This window comes from Streptomyces cadmiisoli, assembly GCF_003261055.1.
GTDB lineage: Bacteria > Actinomycetota > Actinomycetes > Streptomycetales > Streptomycetaceae > Streptomyces > Streptomyces cadmiisoli.
Window position 1 is genome coordinate 6,882,447 of the sequence record NZ_CP030073.1, and the last position, 25,606, is coordinate 6,908,052.

At 72.3% G+C, this 25,606-nt stretch carries 22 protein-coding genes and 1 tRNA gene; 11 read left to right on the forward strand and 12 right to left on the reverse strand.

What is annotated here, in order from left to right; all coding sequences use genetic code 11:
* Positions 1-86 precede the first annotated feature (86 nt).
* A complete protein-coding gene (locus DN051_RS30220) occupies positions 87-1,484 on the reverse strand; it encodes a GntT/GntP/DsdX family permease (protein ID WP_053758050.1) in 1,398 nt (465 codons plus the stop codon).
* Positions 1,485-1,545: 61 nt separating this feature from the next.
* Entirely contained in the window at positions 1,546-2,073 is a 528-nt protein-coding gene (locus DN051_RS30225; RefSeq protein WP_112439951.1) for a gluconokinase, read from the reverse strand.
* A gap of 150 nt (positions 2,074-2,223) precedes the next feature.
* Here DN051_RS30225 and DN051_RS30230 point away from each other — a divergent pair, with 150 nt between their 5' ends.
* Positions 2,224-2,925 carry a FadR/GntR family transcriptional regulator gene (locus DN051_RS30230; RefSeq protein WP_053758048.1) on the forward strand — a complete coding sequence of 234 codons (702 nt, stop codon included), beginning with the start codon at positions 2,224-2,226 and terminating at the stop codon, positions 2,923-2,925.
* Between the two features lie 32 nt (positions 2,926-2,957).
* Here DN051_RS30230 and DN051_RS30235 read toward each other — a convergent pair whose 3' ends face one another.
* The 4 genes from DN051_RS30235 to DN051_RS30250 all read right to left on the reverse strand — a co-directional run bounded on the left by DN051_RS30235 (position 2,958) and on the right by DN051_RS30250 (position 9,162).
* Positions 2,958-3,383, reverse strand: coding sequence for a YchJ family protein (locus DN051_RS30235; RefSeq protein ID WP_112439953.1), 426 nt, complete (start codon positions 3,381-3,383; stop codon positions 2,958-2,960).
* Positions 3,384-3,479: 96 nt separating this feature from the next.
* Complete coding sequence (locus DN051_RS30240; protein WP_112439955.1) at positions 3,480-4,859, reverse strand: M1 family metallopeptidase; 1,380 nt, start codon at positions 4,857-4,859, stop codon at positions 3,480-3,482.
* A gap of 68 nt (positions 4,860-4,927) precedes the next feature.
* The gene (locus tag DN051_RS30245) at positions 4,928-8,794 is read right to left on the reverse strand and encodes a Pls/PosA family non-ribosomal peptide synthetase (RefSeq protein ID WP_112439957.1); all 3,867 of its coding nucleotides are present in this window, start codon (positions 8,792-8,794) and stop codon (positions 4,928-4,930) included.
* Between the two features lie 283 nt (positions 8,795-9,077).
* A tRNA-Leu gene (locus DN051_RS30250) sits at positions 9,078-9,162 on the reverse strand.
* A gap of 195 nt (positions 9,163-9,357) precedes the next feature.
* Here DN051_RS30250 and DN051_RS30255 point away from each other — a divergent pair.
* From DN051_RS30255 to DN051_RS30265, 3 genes are all read left to right on the forward strand, one after another.
* Positions 9,358-10,683 (forward strand): M20/M25/M40 family metallo-hydrolase, encoded by a 1,326-nt coding sequence (locus DN051_RS30255; protein ID WP_112439959.1) that lies wholly within the window; start codon positions 9,358-9,360, stop codon positions 10,681-10,683.
* A gap of 156 nt (positions 10,684-10,839) precedes the next feature.
* Positions 10,840-11,073 (forward strand): chaplin ChpH, encoded by a 234-nt coding sequence (gene chpH / locus DN051_RS30260; protein WP_053758044.1) that lies wholly within the window; start codon positions 10,840-10,842, stop codon positions 11,071-11,073.
* Between the two features lie 112 nt (positions 11,074-11,185).
* Positions 11,186-12,064 (forward strand): chaplin family protein, encoded by an 879-nt coding sequence (locus tag DN051_RS30265; RefSeq protein WP_162624989.1) that lies wholly within the window; start codon positions 11,186-11,188, stop codon positions 12,062-12,064.
* 68 nt (positions 12,065-12,132) lie between these two features.
* Here the strand turns inward: DN051_RS30265 and DN051_RS30270 are convergent, their stop codons facing one another.
* The gene (locus tag DN051_RS30270) at positions 12,133-12,321 is read right to left on the reverse strand and encodes a DUF5703 family protein (RefSeq protein WP_053758043.1); all 189 of its coding nucleotides are present in this window, start codon (positions 12,319-12,321) and stop codon (positions 12,133-12,135) included.
* 47 nt (positions 12,322-12,368) lie between these two features.
* On the opposite strand from DN051_RS30270, the gene DN051_RS30275 reads away from it, so the two are divergent.
* On the forward strand, positions 12,369-13,082 hold the full coding sequence (locus DN051_RS30275) for a hypothetical protein (RefSeq protein ID WP_112439963.1): 714 nt from the start codon (positions 12,369-12,371) through the stop codon (positions 13,080-13,082).
* An 86-nt stretch (positions 13,083-13,168) separates the two neighbouring features.
* Here DN051_RS30275 and DN051_RS30280 read toward each other — a convergent pair whose 3' ends face one another.
* Together DN051_RS30280 and DN051_RS30285 are read right to left on the reverse strand one after the other, a co-directional pair.
* Positions 13,169-15,292 carry a helix-hairpin-helix domain-containing protein gene (locus tag DN051_RS30280; RefSeq protein ID WP_425471792.1) on the reverse strand — a complete coding sequence of 708 codons (2,124 nt, stop codon included), beginning with the start codon at positions 15,290-15,292 and terminating at the stop codon, positions 13,169-13,171.
* A complete protein-coding gene (locus DN051_RS30285; protein WP_053758156.1) occupies positions 15,277-16,263 on the reverse strand; it encodes an aldo/keto reductase in 987 nt (328 codons plus the stop codon). The genes DN051_RS30280 and DN051_RS30285 overlap by 16 nt, the downstream gene beginning before the upstream one ends.
* 239 nt (positions 16,264-16,502) lie before the next feature.
* Here DN051_RS30285 and DN051_RS30290 point away from each other — a divergent pair, with 239 nt between their 5' ends.
* Together DN051_RS30290 and DN051_RS30295 are read left to right on the forward strand one after the other, a co-directional pair.
* Positions 16,503-17,558, forward strand: a complete 1,056-nt coding sequence (locus tag DN051_RS30290; RefSeq protein WP_112439967.1) for an LLM class F420-dependent oxidoreductase — start codon at positions 16,503-16,505, stop codon at positions 17,556-17,558.
* Between the two features lie 479 nt (positions 17,559-18,037).
* Entirely contained in the window at positions 18,038-18,823 is a 786-nt protein-coding gene (locus DN051_RS30295) for a ferritin-like domain-containing protein (RefSeq protein ID WP_112439969.1), read from the forward strand.
* Between the two features lie 54 nt (positions 18,824-18,877).
* Here the strand turns inward: DN051_RS30295 and corA are convergent, their stop codons facing one another.
* Positions 18,878-19,873: a magnesium/cobalt transporter CorA gene (gene corA, locus DN051_RS30300; protein ID WP_053758038.1), complete on the reverse strand. Its 996-nt coding sequence runs from the start codon at positions 19,871-19,873 to the stop codon at positions 18,878-18,880.
* A gap of 62 nt (positions 19,874-19,935) precedes the next feature.
* On the opposite strand from corA, the gene DN051_RS30305 reads away from it, so the two are divergent.
* From DN051_RS30305 to mshC, 4 genes are all read left to right on the forward strand, one after another.
* Complete coding sequence (locus tag DN051_RS30305; RefSeq protein WP_112439971.1) at positions 19,936-20,622, forward strand: histidine phosphatase family protein; 687 nt, start codon at positions 19,936-19,938, stop codon at positions 20,620-20,622.
* A gap of 149 nt (positions 20,623-20,771) precedes the next feature.
* Positions 20,772-21,362, forward strand: coding sequence for a DUF3090 domain-containing protein (locus tag DN051_RS30310; RefSeq protein WP_053758036.1), 591 nt, complete (start codon positions 20,772-20,774; stop codon positions 21,360-21,362).
* Positions 21,326-22,231 (forward strand): SCO1664 family protein, encoded by a 906-nt coding sequence (locus tag DN051_RS30315; protein ID WP_199314711.1) that lies wholly within the window; start codon positions 21,326-21,328, stop codon positions 22,229-22,231. Before DN051_RS30310 ends, DN051_RS30315 begins: the two co-directional genes overlap by 37 nt.
* Positions 22,232-22,344: 113 nt before the next feature.
* Positions 22,345-23,574, forward strand: coding sequence for a cysteine--1-D-myo-inosityl 2-amino-2-deoxy-alpha-D-glucopyranoside ligase (gene mshC / locus DN051_RS30320; RefSeq protein ID WP_112439974.1), 1,230 nt, complete (start codon positions 22,345-22,347; stop codon positions 23,572-23,574).
* A 187-nt stretch (positions 23,575-23,761) separates the two neighbouring features.
* Here the strand turns inward: mshC and DN051_RS30325 are convergent, their stop codons facing one another.
* Together DN051_RS30325 and DN051_RS30330 are read right to left on the reverse strand one after the other, a co-directional pair.
* Positions 23,762-24,727 (reverse strand): PAC2 family protein, encoded by a 966-nt coding sequence (locus DN051_RS30325; protein WP_053758034.1) that lies wholly within the window; start codon positions 24,725-24,727, stop codon positions 23,762-23,764.
* Positions 24,728-24,894: 167 nt separating this feature from the next.
* Complete coding sequence (locus DN051_RS30330; RefSeq protein ID WP_053758033.1) at positions 24,895-25,566, reverse strand: FadR/GntR family transcriptional regulator; 672 nt, start codon at positions 25,564-25,566, stop codon at positions 24,895-24,897.
* Between the last annotated feature and the right edge of the window lie 40 nt (positions 25,567-25,606).

The following is a 25,606-nucleotide window of genomic DNA, read 5'->3' on the forward strand; positions in this document are numbered from 1 at the left end:
ATTCGCCCCGGGCCCGGACGCCTTCCGCGGCTCGGACAGTGCCGGCCGCCGACCGCCGCGCGGCCCCCGCAGGAGCCGCGCGGCGGTCATATGAGCAGCGACAGCAGCAGCACCAGCGCGCCCGCGACCACCGAGATGATCGTCTCCATGATCGACCAGGTCTTGATCGTCTGGCCGACGCTCAGCCCGAAGTACTCCTTCACCAGCCAGAAGCCGGCGTCGTTGACATGGCTGAAGAACAGTGAGCCGGCGCCGATGGCCAGGACCAGCAGCGCGGCGTGCGTGGTGGACATGTCGGCCGCGAGCGGCGCGACCAGACCGGCCGCCGAGATGGTCGCCACGGTCGCCGAACCCGTCGCCAGCCGGATCGCCACGGCGATCAGCCAGGCCAGCAGCAGCGCCGGGATCGACCAGTCCTCGGAGATCTCCAGGACCATCTGACCCACACCGGAGTCGATCAGCGTCTGCTTGAAGCCGCCGCCGGCCCCCACGATCAGCAGGATGCCCGCGATGGGCGCGAGGCCCTTCTCGACGATCCCGGAGACGCGCTCCTTGGAGAAGCCGGCCGGGCGGCCCAGCGTGAAGATGCCGACGAGCACCGAGGTCAGCAGGGCGATCAGCGGGGAACCGGCCACGTCGAAGACACGCTGCACGGTGTTCTCGGGGTCGTCCACGACGATGTCGACCAGTGCCTTGGACAGCATCAGGAAGACCGGCAGCAGGATCGTTGTCAGCGTGGCGGCGAAGCTCGGCCGCTTCTCCAGCTCCTCCGAGGGGCGCTGCGGGATCATCCGCTCCGGAGCCGGGACGTCCACCCACCTGGCGGCGTAGCGCGAGAACAGCGGACCGGCGATGACCACCGTCGGGATGGCGACGAGCACGCCGAGCGCCAGGGTCACTCCGAGGTTGGCCCCCACGGCGTCGATGGCGACCAGCGGCCCGGGGTGCGGCGGGACCAGGCCGTGCATGACCGACAGACCCGCCAGCGCCGGGATGCCGATGCGCATCAGCGAGTGGTTGCCGCGCTTGGCGACCATCAGGACGACCGGGATCAGCAGGACGACGCCGACCTCGAAGAACAGCGGCAGGCCGATCACCGACGCGATGAGCACCATGGTCCAGGGCATGGAGCGCCCGCTCGACCTGGCGAGGATGGTGTCGACGATCTCGTCGGCGCCGCCGGAGTCGGCGAGCATCTTGCCGAGGATCGCGCCGAGCGCGATCAGCACGCCGACGCCTGCCACCGTGGCACCGAGTCCCGCGGTGAAACTGGCGATGACCTTGTCCAGCGGCGCGCCGGCGAAGGCTCCGAGCGCCAGCGACCCGATGGTCAGCGCCAGGAAGGCGTGGAGCTTGTACTTGGTGATGAGCAGGACGATGACGGCGATGCCGGCCAGCACGGCGATGCCCAGCTGGGCGTGGCCGGCCGAGGTGATCGGCTCGACGGTGTCCGCTGCCAGCATCTCGGCGCTGAGTCTGGTCACGGGGGGTTCCCTTGTCAGTGGTGGGGTGAGGGGGAAGGTGTGGGGGGTGGTGGTGCGGGGGTCACGAGGCCGGCGGCGCCGACCCCTCCAGCCCGTCCAGCGCCGCGAGGGCGCGGGCGGTGATCTCCTCGGGGGTGCCCGAGACGTCCACCGCGACACCGGCCTCGTCGGCCTGGAGCGGCTGGAGCGTGGCGAACTGCGAGTCCAGCAGCGTCGTCGGCATGAAGTGGCCCTGCCGGTACGACATCCGGTCCTCGATCAGCTCCCGGTCGCCCGTGAGATGCACGAAGACGATGTCCGGGGCCGCCGACCTGAGCCGGTCGCGGTAGGACCTCTTCAGCGCGGAACTGCTGACCACCCCGCCCAGCCCGGCCCGTCCGTGGGCCCAGGCGCCGATGGCGTCGAGCCAGGGCCACCTGTCGTCGTCGTCGAGCGGGGTGCCGGCCGACATCTTGGCGATGTTCGCCGGCGGGTGGAAGTCGTCGCCCTCGGCGTACGGGACGCCGAGCCCGGCGGCGAGCAGCGGACCGATGGTGGTCTTGCCCGTGCCGGCGACGCCCATCACCACGACGACGTGAGGGGTTCGCATGACTGCCTCGCTGTCTTCCTCGACCTGCGACGTCGGCGTCCTTCGTCCGACGTCGACGACACTGAAACCTATTAGGTACGACGAATTCAAGAGTCTGTGACATATAAGTCTGACTTTTTGTTCCCGTGACCCGGCCCGTACGCTGAGTGCATGAGCACACCGGGCCGGGGGTTGCACGGCCGAGTACTGGACACCCTCGGTCCCGAGATCACCGCAGGCGAATACCCTCCGGGCAGCGTTCTGCGCACCGACGAACTGGCGCAGCGCTTCGACGTCTCGCGCTCGGTGATGCGCGAGGCGGTCCGTGTGCTGGAGTCCATGCACCTGGTCGAGTCCCGGCGCCGAGTCGGCGTGACGGTCCGTCCCAAGGCCGAGTGGAACGTCTACGACCCGCAGGTCATCCGCTGGCGGCTGGCCGGCGCCGACCGGCCCCACCAGCTGCGCTCACTGACCGTGCTGCGGTCCGCGGTCGAACCCGTCGCCGCCGGGCTCGCCGCGCGGAACGCCACCGCCGAGCAGTGCGCCGAACTCACCGAGTGCGCCCTGGGCATGGTCGCCCACTCACGCGGTCACCAGCTGGAGGGCTACCTCTTCCACGACATCGCCTTCCACCGTGTGATCCTCAACGCCTCCGGCAACGAGATGTTCGCCCGCCTCGGCGACGTCGTCGCCGAGGTCCTCACCGGCCGCACGCAGCACGACGTGATGTTCGAGGATCCCGACCCGGCCGCCGTCACCCTGCACGTCCAGCTCGCCGAAGCCGTGCGCGAGCGCGACGCGGACCGCGCGCAGGAACTGACCCGGGAGATCGCGACGGGAGCCCTGCACGAGCTGGACATCCTCGCGCCCTGACGGCCGCCGCCGACGCGTGAGGGGGCGACTCCTCAGTCCGCGAAGTCCCCGTCGACATACACCCACGCCCCGTCGACCCGCTCGAAGCGGCTGCGTTCGTGCAGCGCGCCGCCCTGGAAGGACGCCCGGAACGTCACGGTTCCCGCGGTGTGGAAGGCCGTACCGTCGCCGGTGGCGAGGATCTCGAGCCCGGTCCAGCGCAGGCCCGGATCGAAGTCGACCCGCCCCGGACGCGTCCGCGGATGCCAGGTGCGCAGGAGGTACGCCTCGTCCCGCCGCACGAACGCGCTGTAGCGCGACCGCATCAGCGCCTCGGCGGTCGGTGCCGCCGCCTCACCCCGATGGAATCGGCCACAGCACCCCTCGAAGGCCTCCGGGAGACCGCAGGGGCAGGACGGTTCGCGCGCGACGGCGGCGGAGGGCGGCCGGCGGCGGGACGGAGAGCTACGGCGGGACATGCGCTCCATTCTGCGCCACCGCCCCCGGGCGACCGGACGGAGACCGCCGCACCGAAAGGCAGGAACGGCCTGTGACGACCCGGTTCCCGAATTCGCTCAGGCGGGACCGGCATTGGTCGGCGGATGCGCCGGCCGCGCCGGAATCCGGGTGGCCCCGGTGGGCAGGGCCGGCAGCGCCGGATTCCGCAGCCAGGCCGCCAACAGGTCGTCCAGCGGCTGGTCGGTGAACCGGGCGGCGTGCGCGGCGAAGGTTTCGGTGCCGGCCGCCCCGCCCCGGTGCAGCCCCGCCCACCCGCGCAGCATGCGGAAGAACGCCTCGTCGCCCATCGCGCAGCGCACCGCGTGCAGGGTCAGCCCGCCGCGCTGGTAGAGGCGGTCGTCGAACATCAGCTTCCGGCCCGGGTCGGCGATCCGCAGGTTCTGCGGCTGCCCGGAGAGCAGACGGTGCGCCGCGGCGGCGTGCTGCGCCGCCGTACGGCCGCCCGACCGCTCCGACCACAGCCACTCGGCGTACTTGGCGAACCCCTCGTTCAGCCAGATGTGCCGCCAGTCCGCGATGGACACGCTGTTGCCGAACCACTGGTGCGCCAGCTCGTGCGCGATCAGCCGCTCCCAGCCCCGGGCACCGTCCACGTGATTGGCGCCGAACACCGACATGCCCTGCGCCTCGACGGGGACGTCCAGCTCCTCCTCGGTCACCACGACCGCGTACTCGTCGAAGGGATACGGCCCGAACAGCTCCTGGAACAGGTCCATCATGGCGGGCTGCCGCGCGAAGTCCCGGGAGAACTCCGGCAGCAGATGCGCCGGAATGTGCCCGTGCTGCGGCACCCCGCCCGGCCCCGGGTCCCCGAGCAGCACCGTCTGGTACTTCCCGATGGACAGCCCCACCAGGTAACTGGACGTCGGCGCCGGCTGCTCGTACACCCAGGTCGTGGTGGAGGCCTTCGTCGTCCGGGTCAGCAGCCGCCCGCCCGAGACCACCGAGTACGCGGACGGCGTGGTCACCGAGATCTGGTACGACGCCTTGTCGGCGGGCCGGTCGTTGCACGGGTACCAGGACGGCGCCCCGACCGGCTGGCTCGCCACCAGCGCCCCGTCCGCCAGTTCCTCCCAGCCCAGTCCGCCCCACGGGCTGTTCACCGGCCTGGGATTGCCCGACCAGTGCACCTCGACGGTGAACGCTGCCCCGGCCCGCAGCGGCTTCGCCGGGCGGATCCGCAGCCGCCCGCCCCGGTGCGTGTAGTGCGGCTGCCGTCCGTCCACCCGCACCCGGCCGATCTTGAAGTCGGCCAGGTTGAGCTGGAACTCGCCGAGCGGCGCCCGGCCGGCTATGGCGTTGATCCGGGCCGTCCCCGCGAGCCGGTTCGGACCCGGACGGTAGTCCAGCGCGAGTTCGTAGCGGTGCACCCGGTAGCGGGCGTCGCCGTTGGCCGGGAAGTACGGGTCCGCACCCACGGACTGCTGAACTGCCACTGCTGCGTCTGCTCCCTGCGCTGTGCTCGTACGGCGCCCCTGCCCGCCCGGCGCCGCAGGAGCCTCCTCTAGCGGCGCCATGCCTCGATCGGGTTGCCCAGCCAGCGGGTGTCGTCGGGAACGGACTCCGCCGCCATCACCAGCGACGCGGGACCCAGCGTGGTGCGCTTCCCCACGGTGCTGCCGGGCAGGACGATTCCGCCAGGACCCAGCGTCGCGCCCTCACGGATGACCACAGTATCCGTCCGCAAGATCCGGTCGTGGAAGAGGTGCGTCTGGAGCACACAGCCCCGGTTCACCCCGACCGCGTCCTCCAGGGTCACCAGGTCGGCCTCCGGCAGCCAGTAGCTCTCGATCCACACACCCTTGCCGATCCTTGCCCCGAGCCCGCGCAGCCAGACGTTCGTCACCGGTGTGCCCAGCACCGCGCCGGCCAGCCACGGCACCGCCAGCACCTCCACGAACGTGTCCGCCAGCTCGTTGCGCCACACGAAACCGCTCCACAGCGGATGCTCACCGCTGCGGTGCCGCCCCACGAGCGCCCACTTCGCCAGCACGGACACCAGCCCCGCCGCGGCGCCCGCCGCCAGCAGCACGAACCCGCCCAGCAGCCAGGCCAGGTCACCCAGCGCGCACAGAGCGGCCACGGTCAGCACGGCGAGCCCGGCCGAGCAGAACACCGGCACGATCCGGCACAGCTCCACCAGCCCGCGCGCCCACAGCAGCCGCGCCGGCGGGTCGAACGTCCGGCTCCGGTCGCCGTCGGAGGCGCTGCGCGGCAGCTTCACCGGCGGCAGCCCCAGGTACGAGCTGCCCTTCTTCGCCTTCTTCGGCGTCGCCGACAGCACCCCGACCAGACCGCCGTCCGGCACGCTCCGGCCCGGCGCGGTCATGCCCGAGTTGCCGAGGAAGGCGCGCCGCCCGATCTCCGCCCGCCCGATACGCATCCATCCGCCGCCCAGCTCGTACGGCGCGGTCAGGGTGTCGTCCGCGAGGAACGCGCCGTCGCCGACCGTGGTCAGGCTCGGCAGCGCGAGGACGGTGGAGACCTCGGCGCCCTTGCCGATCCGCATCCCGAGCAGCCGCAGCCACACCGGCGTGACCAGCCCGGCGTACAGCGGGAACAGCGTGTCCCGGGAGCGGTCCATCAGCTGCGTGACGGTCCACACCTGCCAGCCGACCCTGCTGTGCGTGGGATGCGTGCCCTCGCGCAGCCCGAGGCTCAGCAGCCGCACACCGGCCAGGATCAGCAGCGCGTACACCAGCCCGAAGGCGAGCGTCCCCGGCACCAGCGCCGCCGCGGCCCCCCGCAGGGCCTCGCCGAGCCCGGCGCCCGGCGCGACGAACAGCCCCGCCACCAGCAGCGCGGCCCCGCCCGAGACCAGCGGCAGCGCGCCCAGCGCGACACCCGTCACCCCGTACATGAACCGCCAGTACGTGCCGCGCGCCGGCCGCTGCTCGGGCCAGTTGCGCTTGGCCTTGCCCAGCTTGACCGCGGGCGCGCCCGCCCACCGCTGCCCGGTCGGAACCTGTCCGGCGACGGCCGAGCCGGGCGCCACCTCGGCCCGCTTGCCGACCCGGGCGCCCGGGAAGAGCATGCTGCGCGTACCGACGACGGCGTGCGCGCCGACCTTCACCGACCCGATCTCCAGCCGGTCCCCGTCCAGCCAGTACCCCGACAGATCGACCTCGGACTCCACCGCCGCGCCCCGGCCCAGCTTGAGCAGTCCGGTGACCGGCGGCAGCGAGTGCAGATCCACCTCGGGCCCGACCTTGGCACCCAGCGCCCGCGCGTACCGCTCCAGCCAGGACCCGGTCAGCGAGGTCGCCCCGGCGGCCTCCGCCAGCCGCTCCGCGGCCCACAGCCGCAGATGAACGCCGCCGCCCCGCGGATACCGGCCCGGACGGACCCCGCGCAGCAGCAGCCGGGCCCCGCCCGCGCCGATCGCGAGCCGTCCGGGCGGGCTGAAGAACAGCACCGCCCCGGCTCCGACCAGCCACCAGGAGGCCGTCGGCAGCCAGGAGTAGCCGCCCAGCAGATTGCCGAGCGCGGTCAGCACCACCGTCCAGCGCAGCCCGAGCAACGTGAACAGCGGGACGAGCAGCAGCAACTGAAGGGCCTGCGCACGCCGCGGAACCGGTGTCACGAAGCGGGTCGCCCCGTCCTCCTGAACGGACTCCTCCAGCCGGCGGGCCAGCTTGCGCAGCGTGGGCTGCTGGTAGATGTCGAGTACGGCGGCACTCGGATAGCGGGTGCGCAGCCGCGTGGTCAGCTGGGCGGCGGCCAGGCTGCCGCCGCCGATCGCGAAGAAGTCGTCGGAGGCCGCGGAGACCGGAATGCCGAGGACCTCGGTCCACTGCTCGGCCAGCCAGGCCTCGGTGCCGTACAACTGCTCCGCCCTGCCACCGGTCTCCAGCCCCTGAAGGGGCCACGGCAGCGCGTTCCGGTCGACCTTGCCGGACGTGCGCGTCGGCAGGTCGTCCACCGGCGCGAGCAGCGGCACCAGTGCCGCGGGCAGCTCGGCGCGCAGTCTCCGCACGGCCTTGGCCGCGTCCCATCCGTCCTGGGTGACGACATAGCCGACGAGCAGCTGGTTGCCGCTGCGCGCGGTCCGCACGGCCGCCGCGGCGCCCGCGACACCGGGCAGCGACTGGAGGGCCGCGTCCACCTCGCCGAGTTCGATCCGCCGCCCGCCGAGCTTGATCTGCTCGTCGGCCCGCCCGAGGAAGACCAGCCCCTCGGGCTCGGCCCGCACCAGGTCACCGCTGCGGTACGCCCGCTCCCAGCCCAGCGACGGCAGCGGCGCGTACTTCTCCGCGTCCTTCTCGGCATCCAGATACCGCGCGAGCCCGACCCCGCCGATCACCAGCTGCCCGCTGCCGCCCATCGGCACGGGCTCCCCGGCCTCGTCGACGACGGCCAGCTCCCAGCCCCGCAGCGGCAGCCCGATCCGCACCGGCTCCTCGCCGCCCATCAGCGACGCACAGGCCACCACGGTCGCCTCGGTCGGCCCGTAGGTGTTCCAGACCTCGCGCCCCTCGGTCACCAGCCGCTGCGCCAGCTCGGGCGGACAGGCCTCACCGCCGAAGATCAGCAGACGTACGTCGTTGAGGGTCTCCGGCTCCCAGAGCGCGGCCAGCGTCGGCACCGTCGACACGACGGTGATCTCCTGCTCCACCAGCCACGGTCCGAGATCCGCGCCGCTGCGCACCTGCGACCGGGGCACGGGCACCAGACAGGCCCCGTACCGCCACGCCAGCCACATCTCCTCGCACGACGCGTCGAACGCGACGGACAGTCCCGCCATCACCCGGTCCCCGGGCCCGATCGGGTCGTCCACCAGGAACAGGGCGGCCTCGGCGTCCACGAACGCGGCGGCGCTGCGATGGCTCACGGCCACGCCCTTGGGTCTGCCGGTCGAGCCGGAGGTGAAGATGATCCACGCGTCGTGCCCGGCCGTCGGGCGGGCGGCGGGCACGTCACCGCGGGAAAGGACGGTCAGCTGGTGCCCCGCGCCCACCACGGCCCGCACCCCGGCCTCCGCGAACACCAGCTCGGCCCGTTCGTCCGGGTCCTCGGCGTCCACCGGCACATAGGCGGCCCCGGCGGCCAGTACGGCGAGGATCGCCACGTAGAGGTCGTTGGTCCCGGACGGGACCCGCACCCCCACCCGGTCCCCGAGCCCCACCCCGGCACCGGAGAGTCGCCGGCGCAGCCGCTCCACCTCGGCGGCCAGCGCGCGATAGGTCAGACGCGCGGTGCCGTCGTCGAGGGCGAGCTCCTCCGGGTGGGCCCGTACGGACGCGTCGAGGACGTCGACGAGCGTGCGGGGAGAGGCCGCAGATCCTCCGGAGAATCGGGCGGTGTCACCGAACCGCTCGCGGATCTCTTCGTCGAGCAGGCCGAGAGCACTGCTCTCGTGTATGGCTGCCATCGGTCCTCGCGTCTCGAGCCCGGAAGCCTCCGGGGCGCTGGCGGGCCCGCAGGTCTGCCTGGGGTTGTCCGGCTCCAGCTCCGTAACAAGCCGGAAATTTTAGTACGACGCTAGATTCGTCGGCGGATCGCGGCCACTCGGGAGGGCTGTCGGAGGGACCCGTGGCCGGGTGGGCACACCCCGTGACCTCGTGTCCTCGCACCGGGCGAGAGATGCCCCACACGGCGGCCCGAACGTCCCCGGGCAAAGCAAAAGACCCCTGGTGAACAGGGGTCTCAGCCGGTGTCCGAGGGGGGACTTGAACCCCCACGCCCGATAAAGGGCACTAGCACCTCAAGCTAGCGCGTCTGCCATTCCGCCACCCGGACAAGGTGTCTGTCGCGCTGGGTTTCCCCCGCGGCGACGACGTAAACATTACCAGGCTTTCGGGGGTGGCCGATCACACCCCGTGCCGTCGCGCCCCCGTGAACGCCCCGTGACGGACCGGGACCGCCCTTGGGGCAGGACCTGCCTCGGGGGGAGGATGTGAGGGACCACCAGCGGCGACTGCGGGAGGAAACAGCGTGAGCCAGACGGGCACGACCGAAGGCGTCACCGGCCAGGACGAGGTCGTCGACCTCTGCCGCGAGCTGATCCGGATCGACACCAGCAACTACGGCGACCACTCGGGTCCTGGCGAGCGCAAGGCGGCCGAGTACGTCGCCGAGAAGCTCGCCGAGGTGGGCCTCGAACCGCAGATCTTCGAATCCCACCAGGGTCGTGCCTCCACCGTGGCCCGTATCGAGGGCGAGGACCCCACCCGGCCCGCGCTGCTCATCCACGGCCACCTCGACGTCGTACCGGCGAACGCGGCCGACTGGACCCACCACCCCTTCTCCGGCGAGGTCGCCGACGGATGCGTGTGGGGCCGCGGCGCCGTCGACATGAAGGACATGGACGCGATGACGCTCGCGGTCGTCCGCGACCGGCTGCGCACCGGCCGCAAGCCCCCGCGCGACATCGTGCTGGCCTTCCTCGCCGACGAGGAGGCGGGCGGGACCTGGGGCGCGCGCCACCTGGTCGACCGGCACCCCGAGCTGTTCGAGGGCGTGACCGAGGCCATCGGCGAGGTCGGCGGCTTCTCCTTCACCGTCAACGAGAAGCTGCGGCTCTACCTGGTGGAGACCGCCCAGAAGGGCATGCACTGGATGCGGCTCACCGTCGACGGCACCGCCGGCCACGGCTCGATGACCAACGACGACAACGCCATCACCGAACTGTGCGAGGCCGTCGGACGGCTCGGCCGGCACACCTGGCCGGTGCGGGTCACCAAGACCGTGCGGTCCTTCCTCGACGAGCTGTCGGACGCGCTGGGCACCGAGCTCGACCCGGAGAACATGGACGAGACGCTCGCCAAGCTGGGCGGTATCGCCAAGATGGTCGGCGCCACCCTGCGCAACTCGGCCGCGCCCACCATGCTCGGCGCCGGATACAAGGTCAACGTCATCCCGGGCCAGGCGACCGCCCATGTCGACGGACGGTTCCTGCCCGGCTACGAGGAGGAGTTCCTCGCCGACCTCGACCGCATCCTCGGCCCGCGCGTGCGCCGTGAGGACGTGCACGGCGACAAGGCCCTGGAGACCGACTTCGACGGCAAGCTCGTCGACGCCATGCAGAGCGCGCTGAGCGCCGAGGACCCGATCGCGCGGGCCGTGCCGTACATGCTCTCCGGTGGCACCGACGCCAAGTCCTTCGACGACCTGGGCATCCGCTGCTTCGGCTTCGCCCCGCTCCAGCTGCCGCCGGAACTGGACTTCGCCGGCATGTTCCACGGTGTCGACGAGCGAGTGCCGGTCGACGGCCTGAAGTTCGGGGTGCGGGTGCTCGACCGTTTCATCGACGCGTCCTGAATTGGCCTGGTTGAACGACACTTCAGAATTCGCCTGCGCGTGCGGGGTCGACTGAGACGGGTGAATGCGCTCATCAGGTCGTAGCTAAATCGGCTCTCCTCAGTTGTAGGTGATGTGATCCGCTGCTTGGGGTCGCATTGCCAACAAGGAGGAATAATGATCAAGAAGGTCGTCGCTGCTGCGGCTGCTACCGGTGGTCTGGTTCTCGCGGGCGCGGGCCTCGCCGTCGCGGACTCCGGTGCTCAGGGTGCGGCCGTGCACTCCCCGGGTGTCGTTTCCGGCAACGTCGTTCAGGTGCCGGTGCACATCCCGGTGAACGCCTGCGGCAACACCATCTCGGTTATCGGGCTGCTGAACCCCGCCTTCGGCAACTACTGCGTCAACAAGTGACGCTGCCTTTCTGAGGTTCGTCCACGCCGTCGGTCCCGGAGCGCACGCCATGCGCTCCGGGACCGACCGGTCTCTCCACGTAGTTTCCGAGGGTGAAGGCAGAGATTCAGCAATGCGACAGGTCACCCGCAAGGGTCTGATGACCGTGGCGGCCGCGACCGGCGTGATCGCCGCCGCGGGCGCCCAGGCCGCCCACGCCGACTCCGGCGCGTACGGCTCCAGTTCGCGCTCGCCGGGCGTGCTGTCCGGCAACACCGTGCAAGCACCCGTGCACGTTCCGGTCAACATCTGCGGCAACACCGTCAACGTCGTCGGGGTGCTCAACCCCGCGGTCGGCAACTCCTGCGCCAACGACGGAGGCGGGAAGCAGGCGGGCGGCGCGCAGGCGGGCGGGCACGCCACGGGTTCGCCCGGCGTCGGCTCGGGCAACCACGTCCAGGTGCCGGTCCACGTACCGGTCAACGCGTGCGGCAACACCGTCACCGTGATCGGTCTCGGCAACGCGGCCGTGGGCAACGAGTGCGCGAACGACAGCTCCGGCGACGGCACGACGCCGCCTGGGAATCCGGGAAATCCGGGAGAGCCGGGTAATCCGGGGGAGCCCGGTAACCCGGGGGAGCCGGGTAATCCGGGGGAGCCGGGTAATCCGGGGGAGCCCGGTAACCCGGGAGAGCCGGGTAATCCGGGGGAGCCCGGGAATCCGGGAGAGCCGGGTAATCCGGGGGAGCCCGGGAATCCGGGAGAGCCCGGAAATCCCGGAGAGCCGGGTAATCCCGGGGAGCCCGGTAACCCGGGCAACCCGCCCACCTCGGGTGAGAACCCGGACGACGACGGCTCGACCGGGTCCAACCAGCCCGGCGGCCAGTCCGGCGGCAGCGGTGCGCTCGCGGAGACCGGCAGCGAGCTGCCGCTCGGCGCCGCCGCGTCGCTGGGCCTCGGAGCACTCGCGGCCGGCGCGGTCCTGTACCGCAGGGCGCGCGCGTCGGCGTAACGGCGCGCGGAAACGGAGCGGGTCCTGCCGCGGCGGGGCCCGCTCCGCCCTGAGTGCGGTGCCTCAGCTCACCACGTGGCGCGTACCTGGCGGATGATCCGCCTCCGCAGCCGCACTCTGCGGCTGCCGTCACGCAGCAGGCTCAGGCGGTGCAACTCCCAGTGTCCGTACTCGGCGTGGTCGGTCAGCAGGCGTGCGGTGTCCTTGCGGGAGACCCCGCGAGGTACGTACACGTCGACAAATTCGTATTCCGGCATCGCATCTATTGTGCGGGCACGGGCCGGGTACGGATAGCGTCTGCACTATGTCTGATGCTGCGCAGCCCACCGCTGCCGAGGTACGCGCCGCCGCCGAGGCGGTCAAGACCGCGCTCGACCGCCATCTGGCCGCGGTCGAACGCCGGTCGGGGGATGACGACCCGGCTGTCTACGAGGCGTTCAACGAGCTGGCCGCGGCCGCGGAAGCGTACGACGAGCTGCTCTACGACCGTTACGACGAGGTCACCCCCTTCGAGATTCCCGGCGCCGAGGACGCCCTGCCGTACACGGGTCCCGAGGAACCGAACGCGCTCAGTGTGCTGATCCGCCGCGACTACGCGGTCGCGGAGCCCCAGCGGTTGATCGCGCAGGCACAGCGGATCGAGGCGGCGGACGACGACGGCACGGACACCGAGGCCGGCAGCACGGTCCACGGGGCGCTGGGCGTCCTGTTCGGCGAGTTCGAACCGGACGAGATCGCCTCCCGCCACAAGGAGTTCGGGCTGGAGGAGGGCGACTCCACGCTGTGGGTCACGGCCGCGGACGACCCGGCCGACCCCGGAGAGTGGCTCGAGGCGCCGTTCGAGGGTGTCGACCCGCAGCGCGTGGTCTGCCGCTTCGACGTCAGCGCGGTCTTCGACGACGAACCCGACGACGACATCGGGGACGACCTCGCCGACGAGGAGGAGACCGAGGAGCTCGACGACGGGCTGGAGCTCGACGAGGACGAGGACCTGGAACCGCTGGACGCCGAGCGCTGACCGGCGGCACCGGCAAGGACAGCGGCGGCCCCGGACATCCCGGTGGCCGCCGCTTGTCATGACACGACCGCGGACGCGGCCCCGGCTCAGCCGGCCGCGGTCTCCTGCGCGGTCAGCAGCAGGGGCAGCCTGGTCGTCCGGGGCTTCGCCGCGACCTCCGCGACGGCCCGGGGCAGGGCCTGCTCCACACCGTGCACCACGGAAAGATGCCGCTCCGCCCGCCCGAAGGCCGTGTACACCCAGGGCCGGCTCAGGGCCTGGGCGGCATCGCCCGGGAGCACCACGACGACAGCCGGCCAGCGGCCGCCCACCGCCTGGTGCGCGGTCAGTGCCCATCCGTGCCGGACGCACTGCTCGACCTGCTCCTTCGGCACGACGACGGGGGCACCGGCGCAGGTCAGACGCAGCCCCTCGGCGTCGGCTCCGACGACCTGGCCCGGCACCGTACGCCCCGGGGCCGGGGAGTAGGCGATCCGGTCTCCTGGGTCGAATCCGCCGAACCGCCCGGGGCCGGGGTTGAGCCGTTCCTTCAGCGCGGCGTTCAGCGCGCGTGTGCCGGCCGCACCGCCGTGGCCCGGTGTGACGACCACGGTCTGCTCGGCGGGCACTCCGATGGCCCGCGGCACCGAGTCCGCGACGAGCTGCACGGTCCGGTGCACGGCCTCGCCCGCGTCCCGCACCGGGACGATCACGACCTCCTTGTCGGAGGCGTTGACCTGGAGCAGTTCGCCCGCGCCGACGCCGGACACCAGCTCGCCCAGGGGACCCGGGTCCGGCCGCCGCGAGGCGACCTGGGGACATCTGCGGGCCGCGAGCAGGTCCGCGAACACCCGCCCCGGTCCCACGGACCACAGCACCGAAGGATCACCGGCCAGCACCAGCCGGGCGCCGTCCGGCAGCGACTCGGTGAGCAGGGCGGCGGTCTCCACGTCGAGCTGGGGCGCGTCGAGGACGACGAGGAGATCGAGGTCCAGTGCGCCCTCCCGGTCACGGCCGGGCCCCTCGGCGCCGGACAGCAGACCGGTGACGGTGGCGATCCCCGAGTCGTCCCGCACCAGAGCCGAGAGCCGCTGCCGCCCGAGGGGGCCGTGCGTGGCGGCCCAGACGCGCAGCCCCATGCCGCGCGCCGCGTCCACCAGCACCGCGGCCTCGGCCCGGGACGCCTCTCCACCGGTGTGCAGCACCAGCCCGTGACCGGCCACGGCGCGGATCAGCTCGGCGGCCGACCCCCCGGCGGCCGTGGCGGCCCGCTCCCACTCCTCGGCCGGACCGTCCTCCTTGGGCACCGAGTTGATCAACCGGGCCAGACCGTCGGCGAGGCTCTCCTCCGCGAGGGCGTACCGCTCCAGTCCGACGAGCACACGCACCGGGCGCTCTTCGTCTTCCTCGCCCTCCTCGCCGTCCTCCCTCTCGTCCGGCTCCTCCAGGCCGTCCTGGAAAGCCAGCGCGTCGCCCTCCGCGAGGGCGCTCTGCACGGCCGCGTCCGGATCGGGCACCGCCCGCTGGGCCAGGGCGGCGACCAGTGCCGGCATCTCCAGGGCGGTGTGCCCGGCGAGCGCCGCCTGCTCCAGCAGCCAGACCGTCACGGCCCGGCCGCGCCGGTCGTCGTCCGGCCCGGACTCGGCGCCCAGCAGCGCGCGGGCGAACCCGTCCGCTTGCTCGGGCCGCACTCCGGCGACCCGGAGCAACTGCCACGGATCGGAGCGCAGCAGGTCGTCGGCGCCCTCGCCGAGCGCCGCCGCGGCCTGCGCCGCGAGTGTCTCGGGGGCGCCGCCTTCGCCCAGCACCAGTCCGACCGCCGCCACCAGCTGCGCCTCGGGCGCCGCCGGGGAGCTGTCGGCGAGCGGCTGCTGCCGCCGCACCGGCTCCGGCGCGGGCCGCCGGGGCGGCGGCTCCTCGAAGACGGTGGCGGCGGGCTTCGCGCCGCTCTCCACGGCCCGGACGGCGGCCAGCAGGTCGGCGGCCGTCCCGCTGAGCTTGCCCCCGGCCTCCACGGGCCCCGCCCTCTCCGCCTTGCGCCGCTCGATGCGCTCCCGCTCGATCCGCTGAGCCGCCAACTCGGCCGCGGCCTCCGACACATCGGCGCCCTGGGTCTCGGCGCCCCGGGTCTCCGGCTCGCCGCCCCCGGTGCTCTCGGGCTCGCCGGCCCCGGTGGTCTCGGGCTCGCCGCCGTCGGTGGACTCCGGCTCCGTGCTCACAGCGTGCTCCAGTCGTGATCGGGATAGCGGTGCACGGGCACCGACACGTCGTCGAGAGCCCGGCAGATCTCGTCAGGAAGACTAAGGGTCTCCACTGACAACGCCGCCGTGAGCTGCTGCGCGTTGCGCGCGCCGACGATCGGGGAGACCACACCGGGCCGGTCCCTGATCCATGCCAGGGCCACCTGGAGCGGGGTGACGGCCAGTCCGTCCGCGGCGGTCGCCACCGCGTCGACGATGCGGCTCGCGGTGTCGTCCAGGTAGGGCTCCACGAAGGGCGCCATGTGGTCCGAGGCCCCTCTGGAGTCCGGCGGCATGGCGTCGCCGCGGTACTTGCCGGTCAGCACCCCGCGCCCGAGGGGTGAGGACGGCAGCAGCCCGACGCCCAGGTCCAGGGCGGCCGGCAGCACCTCCCGCTCGACACCTCGCTGCAACAGCGAGTACTCCATCTGCGTGCTCGCCAGCCGGGTCCGCGCACCGGGCGCCGCGAGCTGCCACGTGCCGGCCTTCGCGAGCTGCCAGCCGCAGAAGTTGGACACTCCCGCGTACCGGGCGCGCCCGCTGCTCACCGCCAGGTCCAGTGCGTGGAGCGTCTCCTCCAGCGGTGTGTCCGGGTCGAAGGCGTGGATCTGCCACAGGTCCACGTATTCGGTGCCGAGCCGGCTGAGCGAGGCGTCCAGCGCGGCGAGCAGATGCCCGCGCGACCCGTCGAAGCGGCGGTCCGGATCCGGCACGCTCCCCGCCTTGGTGGAGATGACCAGATCCCGTCGCGGGACGAGCCCTTCTATGAGACGTCCCAGCAGATATTCGGCCTCGCCGTCCCCGTAGACGTCCGCGGTGTCCACGAGCGTCCCGCCCGCTTCCCAGAACGTCTTCAACAGGTCCGCGGCATCGTGCTCGTCGGTGTCCCTCCCCCAGGTCAGGGTGCCGAGTCCGATCCGGGACACACGCAGGCCGGTACGGCCGAGATGCCTCTGCTCCATGTGCGCCGACACTACTGGCCGGACCGGTGACGTGGGTTCCCTGTGGACAACCGATTTCCTCCGGCCCGGGCGGCCCGTCGGACCCACCTGACCCACGCCCGGGGGGTTTCCCGGTCCCGTGGCGCGGTGGCCGGGACACGACGGGGCCGGACGGCTCGCGTCGGCGGGTTGCCGCCACGCCCCGGCCCCGCGCTAATCTCACCCCACAAGGGACGTTACTGATCAGTAAGGGGAAGGCCATGCAGCTCGGGATCAACCTCGGCTACTGGGGCGCCGGAATGGACGCGGACAACCTCGCCGTCGCCCAGGAAGCCGACCGCCTCGGGTACGCCGTCTGCTGGGCCGCGGAGGCCTACGGCTCGGACGCCGCCACCGTGCTCTCCTGGGTCGCCGCCCAGACCGAGCGGATCGACGTCGGCTCGGCCATCTTCCAGATCCCGGCCCGCCAGCCGGCCATGACCGCGATGACCGCCGCCACCCTGGACTCCCTCTCCGGCGGCCGCTTCCGCCTCGGCCTCGGCGTCTCCGGCCCCCAGGTCTCGGAGGGCTGGTACGGCGTCAGGTTCGACAAGCCCCTCGCCCGCACCCGCGAGTACGTCGAGATCGTCCGCAGGGCGATGACCCGTGAGCGCCTCACGTACGACGGCGCGCACTGGACGCTGCCCCTGCCCGACGGCCCCGGCAAGCCGATCAAGCTCACCGTCCACCCGCAGCGGGAGCACATCCCGCTCTACATCGCCGCGATCGGCCCGAAGAACCTCGAACAGACCGGTGAGATCGCCGACGGCGCCCTTCTGATCTTCCCGTCCGCCGCCCATCTGGAGGACACCGCGATCAGGCACCTGCGCGCCGGGCGCGAGAAGGCCGGCCTGACGATGGACGGCTTCGACGTCTGCCCGACCCTCCCGCTCGCCGCCGGCGACGACAAGGACGTGGCGGCCCTCGCCGACACCTTCCGCCCGTACACCGCGCTCTACGTGGGCGGCATGGGCAGCCGCAAGCAGAACTTCTACAACCAGCTCGCCCGGCGCATGGGCTACGAGAAGGAAGCCGCCGAGATCCAGGACAAGTACCTCTCCGGCGACAAGCAGGGCGCCGCGGCGGCCGTACCGCACGAGCTGATCGACCGGACCACGCTGCTCGGCTCGGTGGACCGCATCGCCGACCGGATGAAGGCCTACGCGGAGGTCGGCGTCACCACGCTCACCCTCGCCCCCGCGGGTTTCACTCTGGAGGAGCGGCTCACGGCGCTGCGCACGGGCTCCGAGGCCCTGGAGCGGGCCGAACTCGCCTAGGGCCTGTCGTCGAATTCCCGCCTGCCCCGCGACGCCCGGCGCGCTTTCCCACTGCCTGAAAGGCGGGGGAGGTGCCCCCACTCGCCGCACCGGGGGAAAGCCCGAGTACGTCCGGTACGAGGGCTTCCGCCCGGGGGGACCCCCAGAGCACGCACCGGACGCCGCGGGGCCGCCCTTCGGGCAACGACAGCAATGTGACGACCGGCCCTGGCCACCACTCCACCGGCCCATCGGCTCGGCGGGACCGCCGAGCCGGAAGGCCGCCGTGGAAGTCACCACGGCCGTGGTGGGGGCTCGGGGGTCTTCCCCGCCACGGCCGTCATCGGAAACAACGCTCCGGCGCACGCGGGGTTACGCCCTGACGCGCCCCCGCCGGTCCTTCTTTTGGCGGAGTTGTCCGACACAACTGTTGCAGCAGCTGTGCGCGCCCATTTGACTCATCCTTTGCGGAATCCTGCTGCGCAGAGAGGTGCCCACAGATGCTTTCGGCCAAGAGTCTGTTCCAGGAGATCCTCGACGACGACGAGTCCTTCCGGCTGTTCTGCTCCATCGCAGCCAGCGGCGAGGCACAGGGCGGCTGGGAGAACGCCCGGATCGCCGCGCTGGTCCCGGCCGGCGAGCGCGCCCTCGCCCCCAAGATCACCCGCCACGGCGCGGACGAGGACAAGCACGGGCGGATCTTCAACGCCCTGATGAAGAAGCGCGGCCTGGAACCCGTCCCCGTACCGCCCGAGACCGACTACACCATGCTGCTGGAGCGCGACGGCATCGGCCTCGCGCACGACAAGCTCAGGCGCGACGAGCCCCTCACGGTCCAGGACATCGTCACCTACCTCTCGCACAGCCGGGTCACCGAACAGCGGGCCTCGGAGCAGATGGAGATGCTGCGCAAGTACTTCGCCGATCACCCCGACCTCGGCCGCGCGGTCAAGATGATCTCCAACGACGAGGACAACCACCTCGCCTACTGCCACGAGGAACTCCTGCGCTTCGCGTACGCCGGCCACGGCCGCGCCATCCAGCGGACACTGCGCGAGTGCGCGCTCGCGGAGATCCGGGTCTACCGGGACGTCAGCCTCGCGGTGATGGCCCACATGGGCCGCATCCTCGGCTGGTCGAGGCCGAAGGCCGGGCTGCTCGCGTTCGGCATCCACGCCGTGTACGGCTACGAGCGCCTCGTCGGCTGGCGCCGCATGGTGTCACTGAGGATGCCCGAGCGCCGTGACGCCCTGGGCGGCCCGGCCACGGCGGCCGAGTTCGCCTGATCCCGGCCGGCACCGCGGACCGGGTCCCCGCCACCCGGTGTCCGTCCCTCTCCCTCACATCCATCCGCGCCGTTTGAACAACCGGTAGAGCAGGACCACCAGGGCGACCATCACCCCGATCACCGCCGGATACGACCACAGCCAGTGCAGCTCCGGCATGTGGGCGAAGTTCATGCCGTAGATCCCCGCGATCAGCGTGGGGACCGCGACCATGGCCGCCCACGCGGAGATCTTCCGTACGTCGTCGTTCTGCCGGACGGTCATCTGTGCCAGATGGGCCGACAGCACGTCGGACACCAGCCGGTCGAGGGCCTCCACGGACTCGTTCACCCGCGCCAGGTGATCGCTGACGTCGCGGAAGAAAGGCTGAGCCTTCTCGTTGACGAAGGGCACGGTGGTGCCGAACGCCGCCGTGCCCGCGAGCCGGGTCAGGGGTCCGGCCAGGGGCACGGTCGCCCTGCGGAACTCCAGGATCTGCCGTTTGAAGGTGTAGATCCGCGACGCCGAGTAGCGGGAGCCGCCGCCGTCCGGTGAGAAGACCTCCGCCTCCAGCTCCTCCAGGTCGGTCTGCAACTCGCCCGCGACGTCCAGATAGTGGTCGACGACCGCGTCCGCGACGGCGTACAGCACCGACGTGGGCCCCTTCACGAGCAGCTTCGGTTCCTGTTCGAGCCGTCGCCGCACGGCGGCCAGCGGCGAGCCCTCGCCGTGCCGGACGGTCACCACGAACGCGTCGCCGAGGAAGACCATGACCTCGCCGGTGGAGACCGAGTCGCTGCGCGGCTCGTACATGACCGGTTTCAGCACCAGGAACAGCGAGTCGTCGTACACCTCCAGCTTGGGCCGCTGGTGGGCCTCCAGGGCGTCCTCGACCGCCAGGGGATGCAGCGCGAACTCCTCGGTGACCAGGTCGAACTCCCGCTCGCTGGGTTCGTACAGCCCGATCCAGACGAATCCGCCCGCGGCGCGCGCCTCGGCCAGGGCGTCCGAGAGGTCCTCGGGGCCCTCCGTCCGCCGCCCTTCGCGGTAGATGGCGAAATCGACGATCACCCGGCGTATTCTCCGCCTCCGGTCCCGCCGCCGCACCCGGGCCTGCGCCTACCCTGGGCCGCATGCCCACGCTGATTCTCGTCCGGCACGGACGTTCCACCGCCAACACGGAGGGTGTGCTCGCCGGCTGGACGCCCGGCGTCGCCCTCGACGAGCGCGGCACCGCGCAGGCCGCCGCGCTGCCCGACCGGCTCGCCGGACTGCCGATCGCCGAAGTCGTCACCAGCCCCCTGCAGCGCTGCCAGGAGACGATACGGCCGCTGCTCGACGCCCGCCCCGGCCTCAATGTCCACACCGACGAGCGGATCGGGGAGTGCCAATACGGCGACTGGTCCGGGCGCAAACTGGCCGAGCTGATGGACGAGCCGCTGATGGAGGTCGTGCAGGCGCACCCGTCCGCCGCCGCGTTCCCCGGCGGCGAGTCGATGCGGGCGATGCAGACCCGGGCCGCGGAGGCGGTGCGGGAGTGGAACGCGCGCGTGGAGCGTGAGCACGGCGCCGACGCCGTGTACCTGATGTGCTCGCACGGCGACATCATCAAGTCCCTGGTCGCCGACGCACTCGGACTTCATCTCGATCTCTTCCAGCGGATCTCCGTCGAACCCTGTTCCATCACCGCGATCCGCTACACCCGTCTCAGGCCCTTCCTCGTGCGCCTCGGGGACACGGGGGACTTCGCCTCGCTGGTGCCGCGCGAGGAACCCCCGGCCGGGGACGCACCGGTGGGGGGCGGTGCGGGCGCACCGTGATCGTCGGCCGCAGTAGGGTGAAGCGGTCGCGGTAACGCCGTGCCTGCCCGCGGCCGGTGGTTCCGTACGGCGGTCCTCCGGCCCCGGATCCCCGGCCGGCCCGCGACACGAACCACCACGATCCACCCACGACTCAATGGAGACAGGACGTGTCCCGTCAGGTGTTCCTCTACGACCCCCCGGACCGCTTCGTGGCCGGTACGGTCGGACTGCCCGGGCGCCGTACCTTCTTCCTCCAGGCCGTCGCCGGCTCCCGGGTGACCAGCGTGGCCCTGGAGAAGACCCAGGTCGCAGCGCTCGCCGAGCGCATGGAAGAACTGCTGGACGAGGTGGTGCGCCGCAGCGGCGGCAGCGCGTCGGTACCGGCCGTGGCGCCCACCGAGATCGCCGACACCGCGCCCCTGGACACTCCCATCGAGGAGGAGTTCCGGGTCGGCACGATGGCTCTCGCCTGGGACGGCGAGGAGCAGCGCATGATCGTCGAGGCGCAGGCCCTCGTGGAGCTCGACGCGGACTCCGACGAGGACCTCGCCGAGGCGGAGGAGCGCCTGCTCCAGGACGAGGAGAACGGGCCCCCGATGCTGCGGGTCCGGCTCACCGGGGTGCAGGCCCGCGCCTTCGCCAAACGCGCCCTGGACGTCGTCAACGCAGGTCGGCCGCCGTGCCCCCTGTGCAGCCTGCCGCTCGACCCGGAAGGACATGTATGTCCGCGCCAGAACGGATACCGCCGCGGGGCATGACGGCGGACGCGAAGCCCGGCACGGCGGACGCCGAGCCCCGTCCGGCACACGCCGAACCGGGCGCGGCACACGTGGAGCCCCGTCCGGCACACGCCGCCCTGCTCGCCACCGGTCGGCTGACCGTGCGCGGGCGTATCCGTGGCGCCTCCAACGCGGCCCTGTACTGCACGGTGAGCCTGGACGGCCAGGAGGCGGCGTGCGTCTACAAGCCCGTCGCGGGGGAGCGCCCCTTGTGGGACTTCCCGGACGGCACACTCGCGCAGCGAGAGGTGGCCGCGTATCTGATCTCCGAGGCGACCGGCTGGGGCCTGGTGCCGCCCACCGTGCTGCGCGACGGGCCCCACGGCGAGGGCATGTGCCAGCTGTGGATCGAGGCGCGGCCGGACACCGAGCTGCTCGCCCTCGTCGACGCCGAGGAGCCGGACCCCGGCTGGAAGGCCATCGGCTTCGCGGAGGTCGGGGACGGCGCGACCGCGCTGCTGGTGCACGCCGACGACGAGCGGCTGCGCCGGCTCGCCGTGCTGGACGCGGTGATCAACAACGCCGACCGCAAGGGCGGACACCTGCTGCCGACCGGCGACGGACGGCTCTACGGCATCGACCACGGGGTCACCTTCAACGTCGAGAACAAACTGCGGACGCTGCTGTGGGGGTGGGCGGGAGAGGCGCTCACCGCCGAGGCGGCCGAGGTGCTGCGGCGGCTGAAGGAGGAGCTGAAGGAGGGCGGAGCGCTCGCGGAGCGGCTGGCCCCGTTGATCACCGACGCGGAGATCGACGCCACGCGCGCGCGTGTGGACCTCCTGCTCGCCTCGGGTGTGCACCCGGAACCGAGCGGTCAGTGGCCGGCGATTCCGTGGCCGCCCGTGTAGAACCGGCGGCACCCGCCCGGGGCATACGGCCCAGATCGGCGCAAGAGCGCCTTCCCAGCCATCCGGCCCGGTCCGGTTCGGTTGGGGAACTCCAGTCCGGTTAGGCTCATCTCATGCATGCCTGGCCCGCTTCCGAGGTCCCCGCCCTGCCCGGTCAGGGCCGCGACCTGAGGATCCACGACACCGCGACCGGCGGTCTCGTCACCCTCGATCCCGGTCCGGTCGCCCGCATCTACGTCTGCGGGATCACCCCGTACGACGCGACCCACATGGGTCACGCGGCGACCTACAACGCGTTCGACCTCGTCCAGCGCGTGTGGCTGGACAACCAGCGGCAGGTGCACTACGTCCAGAACGTGACCGACGTCGACGACCCCCTGCTCCAGCGGGCGGACCGCGACGACGTCGACTGGGTCGCCCTGGCCGAGGAGCAGACGGCGCTGTTCCGCGAGGACATGACCGCCCTGCGGATGCTGCCGCCGCGGAACTACATAGGCGCGGTCGAGGCCATACCCGGCATCGTGCCGCTGGTGGAGCGGCTGCGGGACACGGGCGCCGCCTACGAGCTGGAGGGGGACACCTACTTCTCCGTCGAGTCGGACCCCGACTTCGGCAAGGTGTCGAACCTGGACGCCTCCGCCATGCGGCTGCTCTCCGCCGAGCGGGGCGGTGACCCGGAGCGTCCGGGCAAGAAGAACCCGCTCGACCCGATGCTGTGGATGGCGGCCCGGGAGGGCGAGCCCAGCTGGGACGGCGCTTCCCTCGGCCGCGGCCGGCCCGGCTGGCACATCGAGTGCGTCGCCATCGCCCTCGACCACCTGGGGATGGGCTTCGACGTCCAGGGCGGCGGCAGCGACCTCGCCTTCCCGCACCACGAGATGGGCGCCTCGCACGCCCAGGTGCTGACCGGCCGGTTCCCGATGGCCAAGGCGTACGTGCACGCCGGCATGGTCGCCCTGGACGGCGAGAAGATGTCCAAGTCCAAGGGCAACCTCGTCTTCGTCTCCCGGCTGCGCCGGGACGGCGTCGATCCCGCGGCCATCCGGCTCGCGCTGCTCGCCCACCACTACCGGTCCGACTGGGAGTGGACCGACCAGGTGCTGCGGGAGGCCGAGGCCCGGCTCGACCGCTGGCGCTCCGCCGTCTCCCGGCCCGACGGGCCCGGCGCCGACGCGCTGGTCGAGGAGATCCGCGACGCCCTCGCCGACGACCTGGACGCGCCGTCCGCGCTGGCCGCGGTCGACCGCTGGGCCGACGAGCAGCGCGAGCGGGGCGGTACGGACACCGGCGCCCCCGGTGTGGTGAGCCGTGCCGTGGACGCCCTGCTGGGCGTGGCCCTGTAGAAGTCCGCACCGGCGCGGGACGCACCGACCGCCGTACGGACAGGCCGTGCGGTCCCGCGCGGACACGCCGTGCGGCACGGCGGCACCTCTCCGTCCCGTGGGGCGCACGCCCGGCCTCGCCGGAACACCGCATCACGCGAGTGGGCCGCTTCCCCGTCACGGGGAAGCGGCCCACTCGCGTTCGCGGTCACTCGTCGGACGAGTCCTCGTCGTCGTTGGCGGGCTTCGGCGGCCGGGTCCGGCCGCTCGGGTTGTCCCGCAGGTACGGGCCGTCCCCGCCGTCCGCCGTCGCGTGACCGCCCGGCGGACTGCCGCCGTCACGGCGCCGCAGATACCGCTCGAACTCCCGGGCGATCGCCTCGCCCGACGCCTCCGGCAGCTCGGCGGTGTCCCGGGCCTCCTCCAGCGTCTGGACGTACTCCGCGACCTCGCTGTCCTCGGCGGCCAGCTGGTCCACCCCCACCTGCCAGGCGCGCGCGTCCTCGGGCAGTTCGCCGAGCGGGATGCGCACGTCGATCAGGTCCTCCAGGCGGTTCAGGAGGGCCAGCGTCGCCTTCGGGTTCGGCGGCTGCGAGACGTAGTGCGGCACGGCCGCCCACAGCGACACCGCCGGCACGCCCGCGTGCGTGCACGCCTCCTGGAGGACACCGACGATGCCCGTGGGGCCCTCGTACTTGGTCTCCTCCAGGTCCATACGGCGGGCCAGGTCCGGGTCGGACGTGGTCCCGCTGATCGGGACCGGACGGGTGTGCGGGGTGTCGCCGAGGAGAGCCCCGAGGATCACCACCAGTTCCACGCCCAGCTCGTGCGCGAAGCCGAGCAGCTCGTTGCAGAACGAGCGCCAGCGCATGGACGGTTCGATGCCGCGGACCAGCACCAGGTCGCGCGGCTTGTCGCCGCCGACCCGGACCACCGACAACCTTGTCGTCGGCCAAGTGATCTTTCGGACGCCGGCGTCCATCCACACCGTGGGGCGGTTCACCTGGAAGTCGTAGTAGTCCTCGGCGTCCAGCGCCGCGAACACGTCGCCCTTCCACTCCCTGTCGAGATGCGCGACCGCGGTGGAGGCGGCGTCGCCGGCATCGTTCCAGCCCTCGAACGCGGCCACCATGACCGGGTCGATCAGCTCGGGAACCCCCTCGAGCTCGATCACCCAGTGCCTCCTTCCGACGTGCCCTCGCCTGACGAACCAACCTTACGGCGTGCGGCGGGGGCGCCCGCAGCCCCCTTGCACGGGGGAGTGAACGGATCACTGCCCCGTTCGCCATCGCCGGACACCCCGCGATTCATCCGAGCGGTCGCCCGCGGCGGGGGGCGGGGTCACAGTGTGCTGCGCAGCCACTGCTCCACGCTCGCGATGTGCGCGGTGGCCCAGGAGCGGGCCGCCTCCGCGTCCCGGTCGCGCAGCGCGGCCAGGATGGCGCGGTGTTCGTGCAGGGTGCGGCCGACCGCGTCCCGCTGGGTCAGGCCCCGCCAGATCCGGGCCCGCGTGGTCGGCCCGGACAGTCCGTCGAGCAGCGAGCACAGCACCGAATTGCCCGACGCCCGCACGATGGCGCGGTGGAACTCCAGGTCGCCGGCGACGAGCTCCTCCACCCCGGGCGCCTCGCCCAGGGCGTCCAACCGGGCCGTGAGGGCGTCGAGTTCCCGCTCGTCGATCCGGGTGGCCGCCATCGCCGTGGCGGCCGGCTCCAGGATGCGGCGCACGGCGAGGAACTCCAGCACCGTGTCGTCGCGGTGGAAGTCGACGACGAAGCTGAGCGCTTCGAGGAGGAGTTGCGGGTCCAGGCTCGTCACATAGGTGCCGTCGCCCTGGCGCACGTCCAGGATGCGGATGAGCGACAGCGCCCGGACCGCCTCGCGCAGGGAGTTGCGGGACAGGCCCAGTGCGGCGGCCAGTTCGCTCTCCCTGGGGAGTCGGTCGCCGGGCCGCAGCGCACCGGAGACGATCATGGCCTTGATCTTCTCGATCGCCTCGTCAGTCACCGCCATGGCCGGCCTCCCTGCGGAATCCCTGCGGACCAAGACCTCC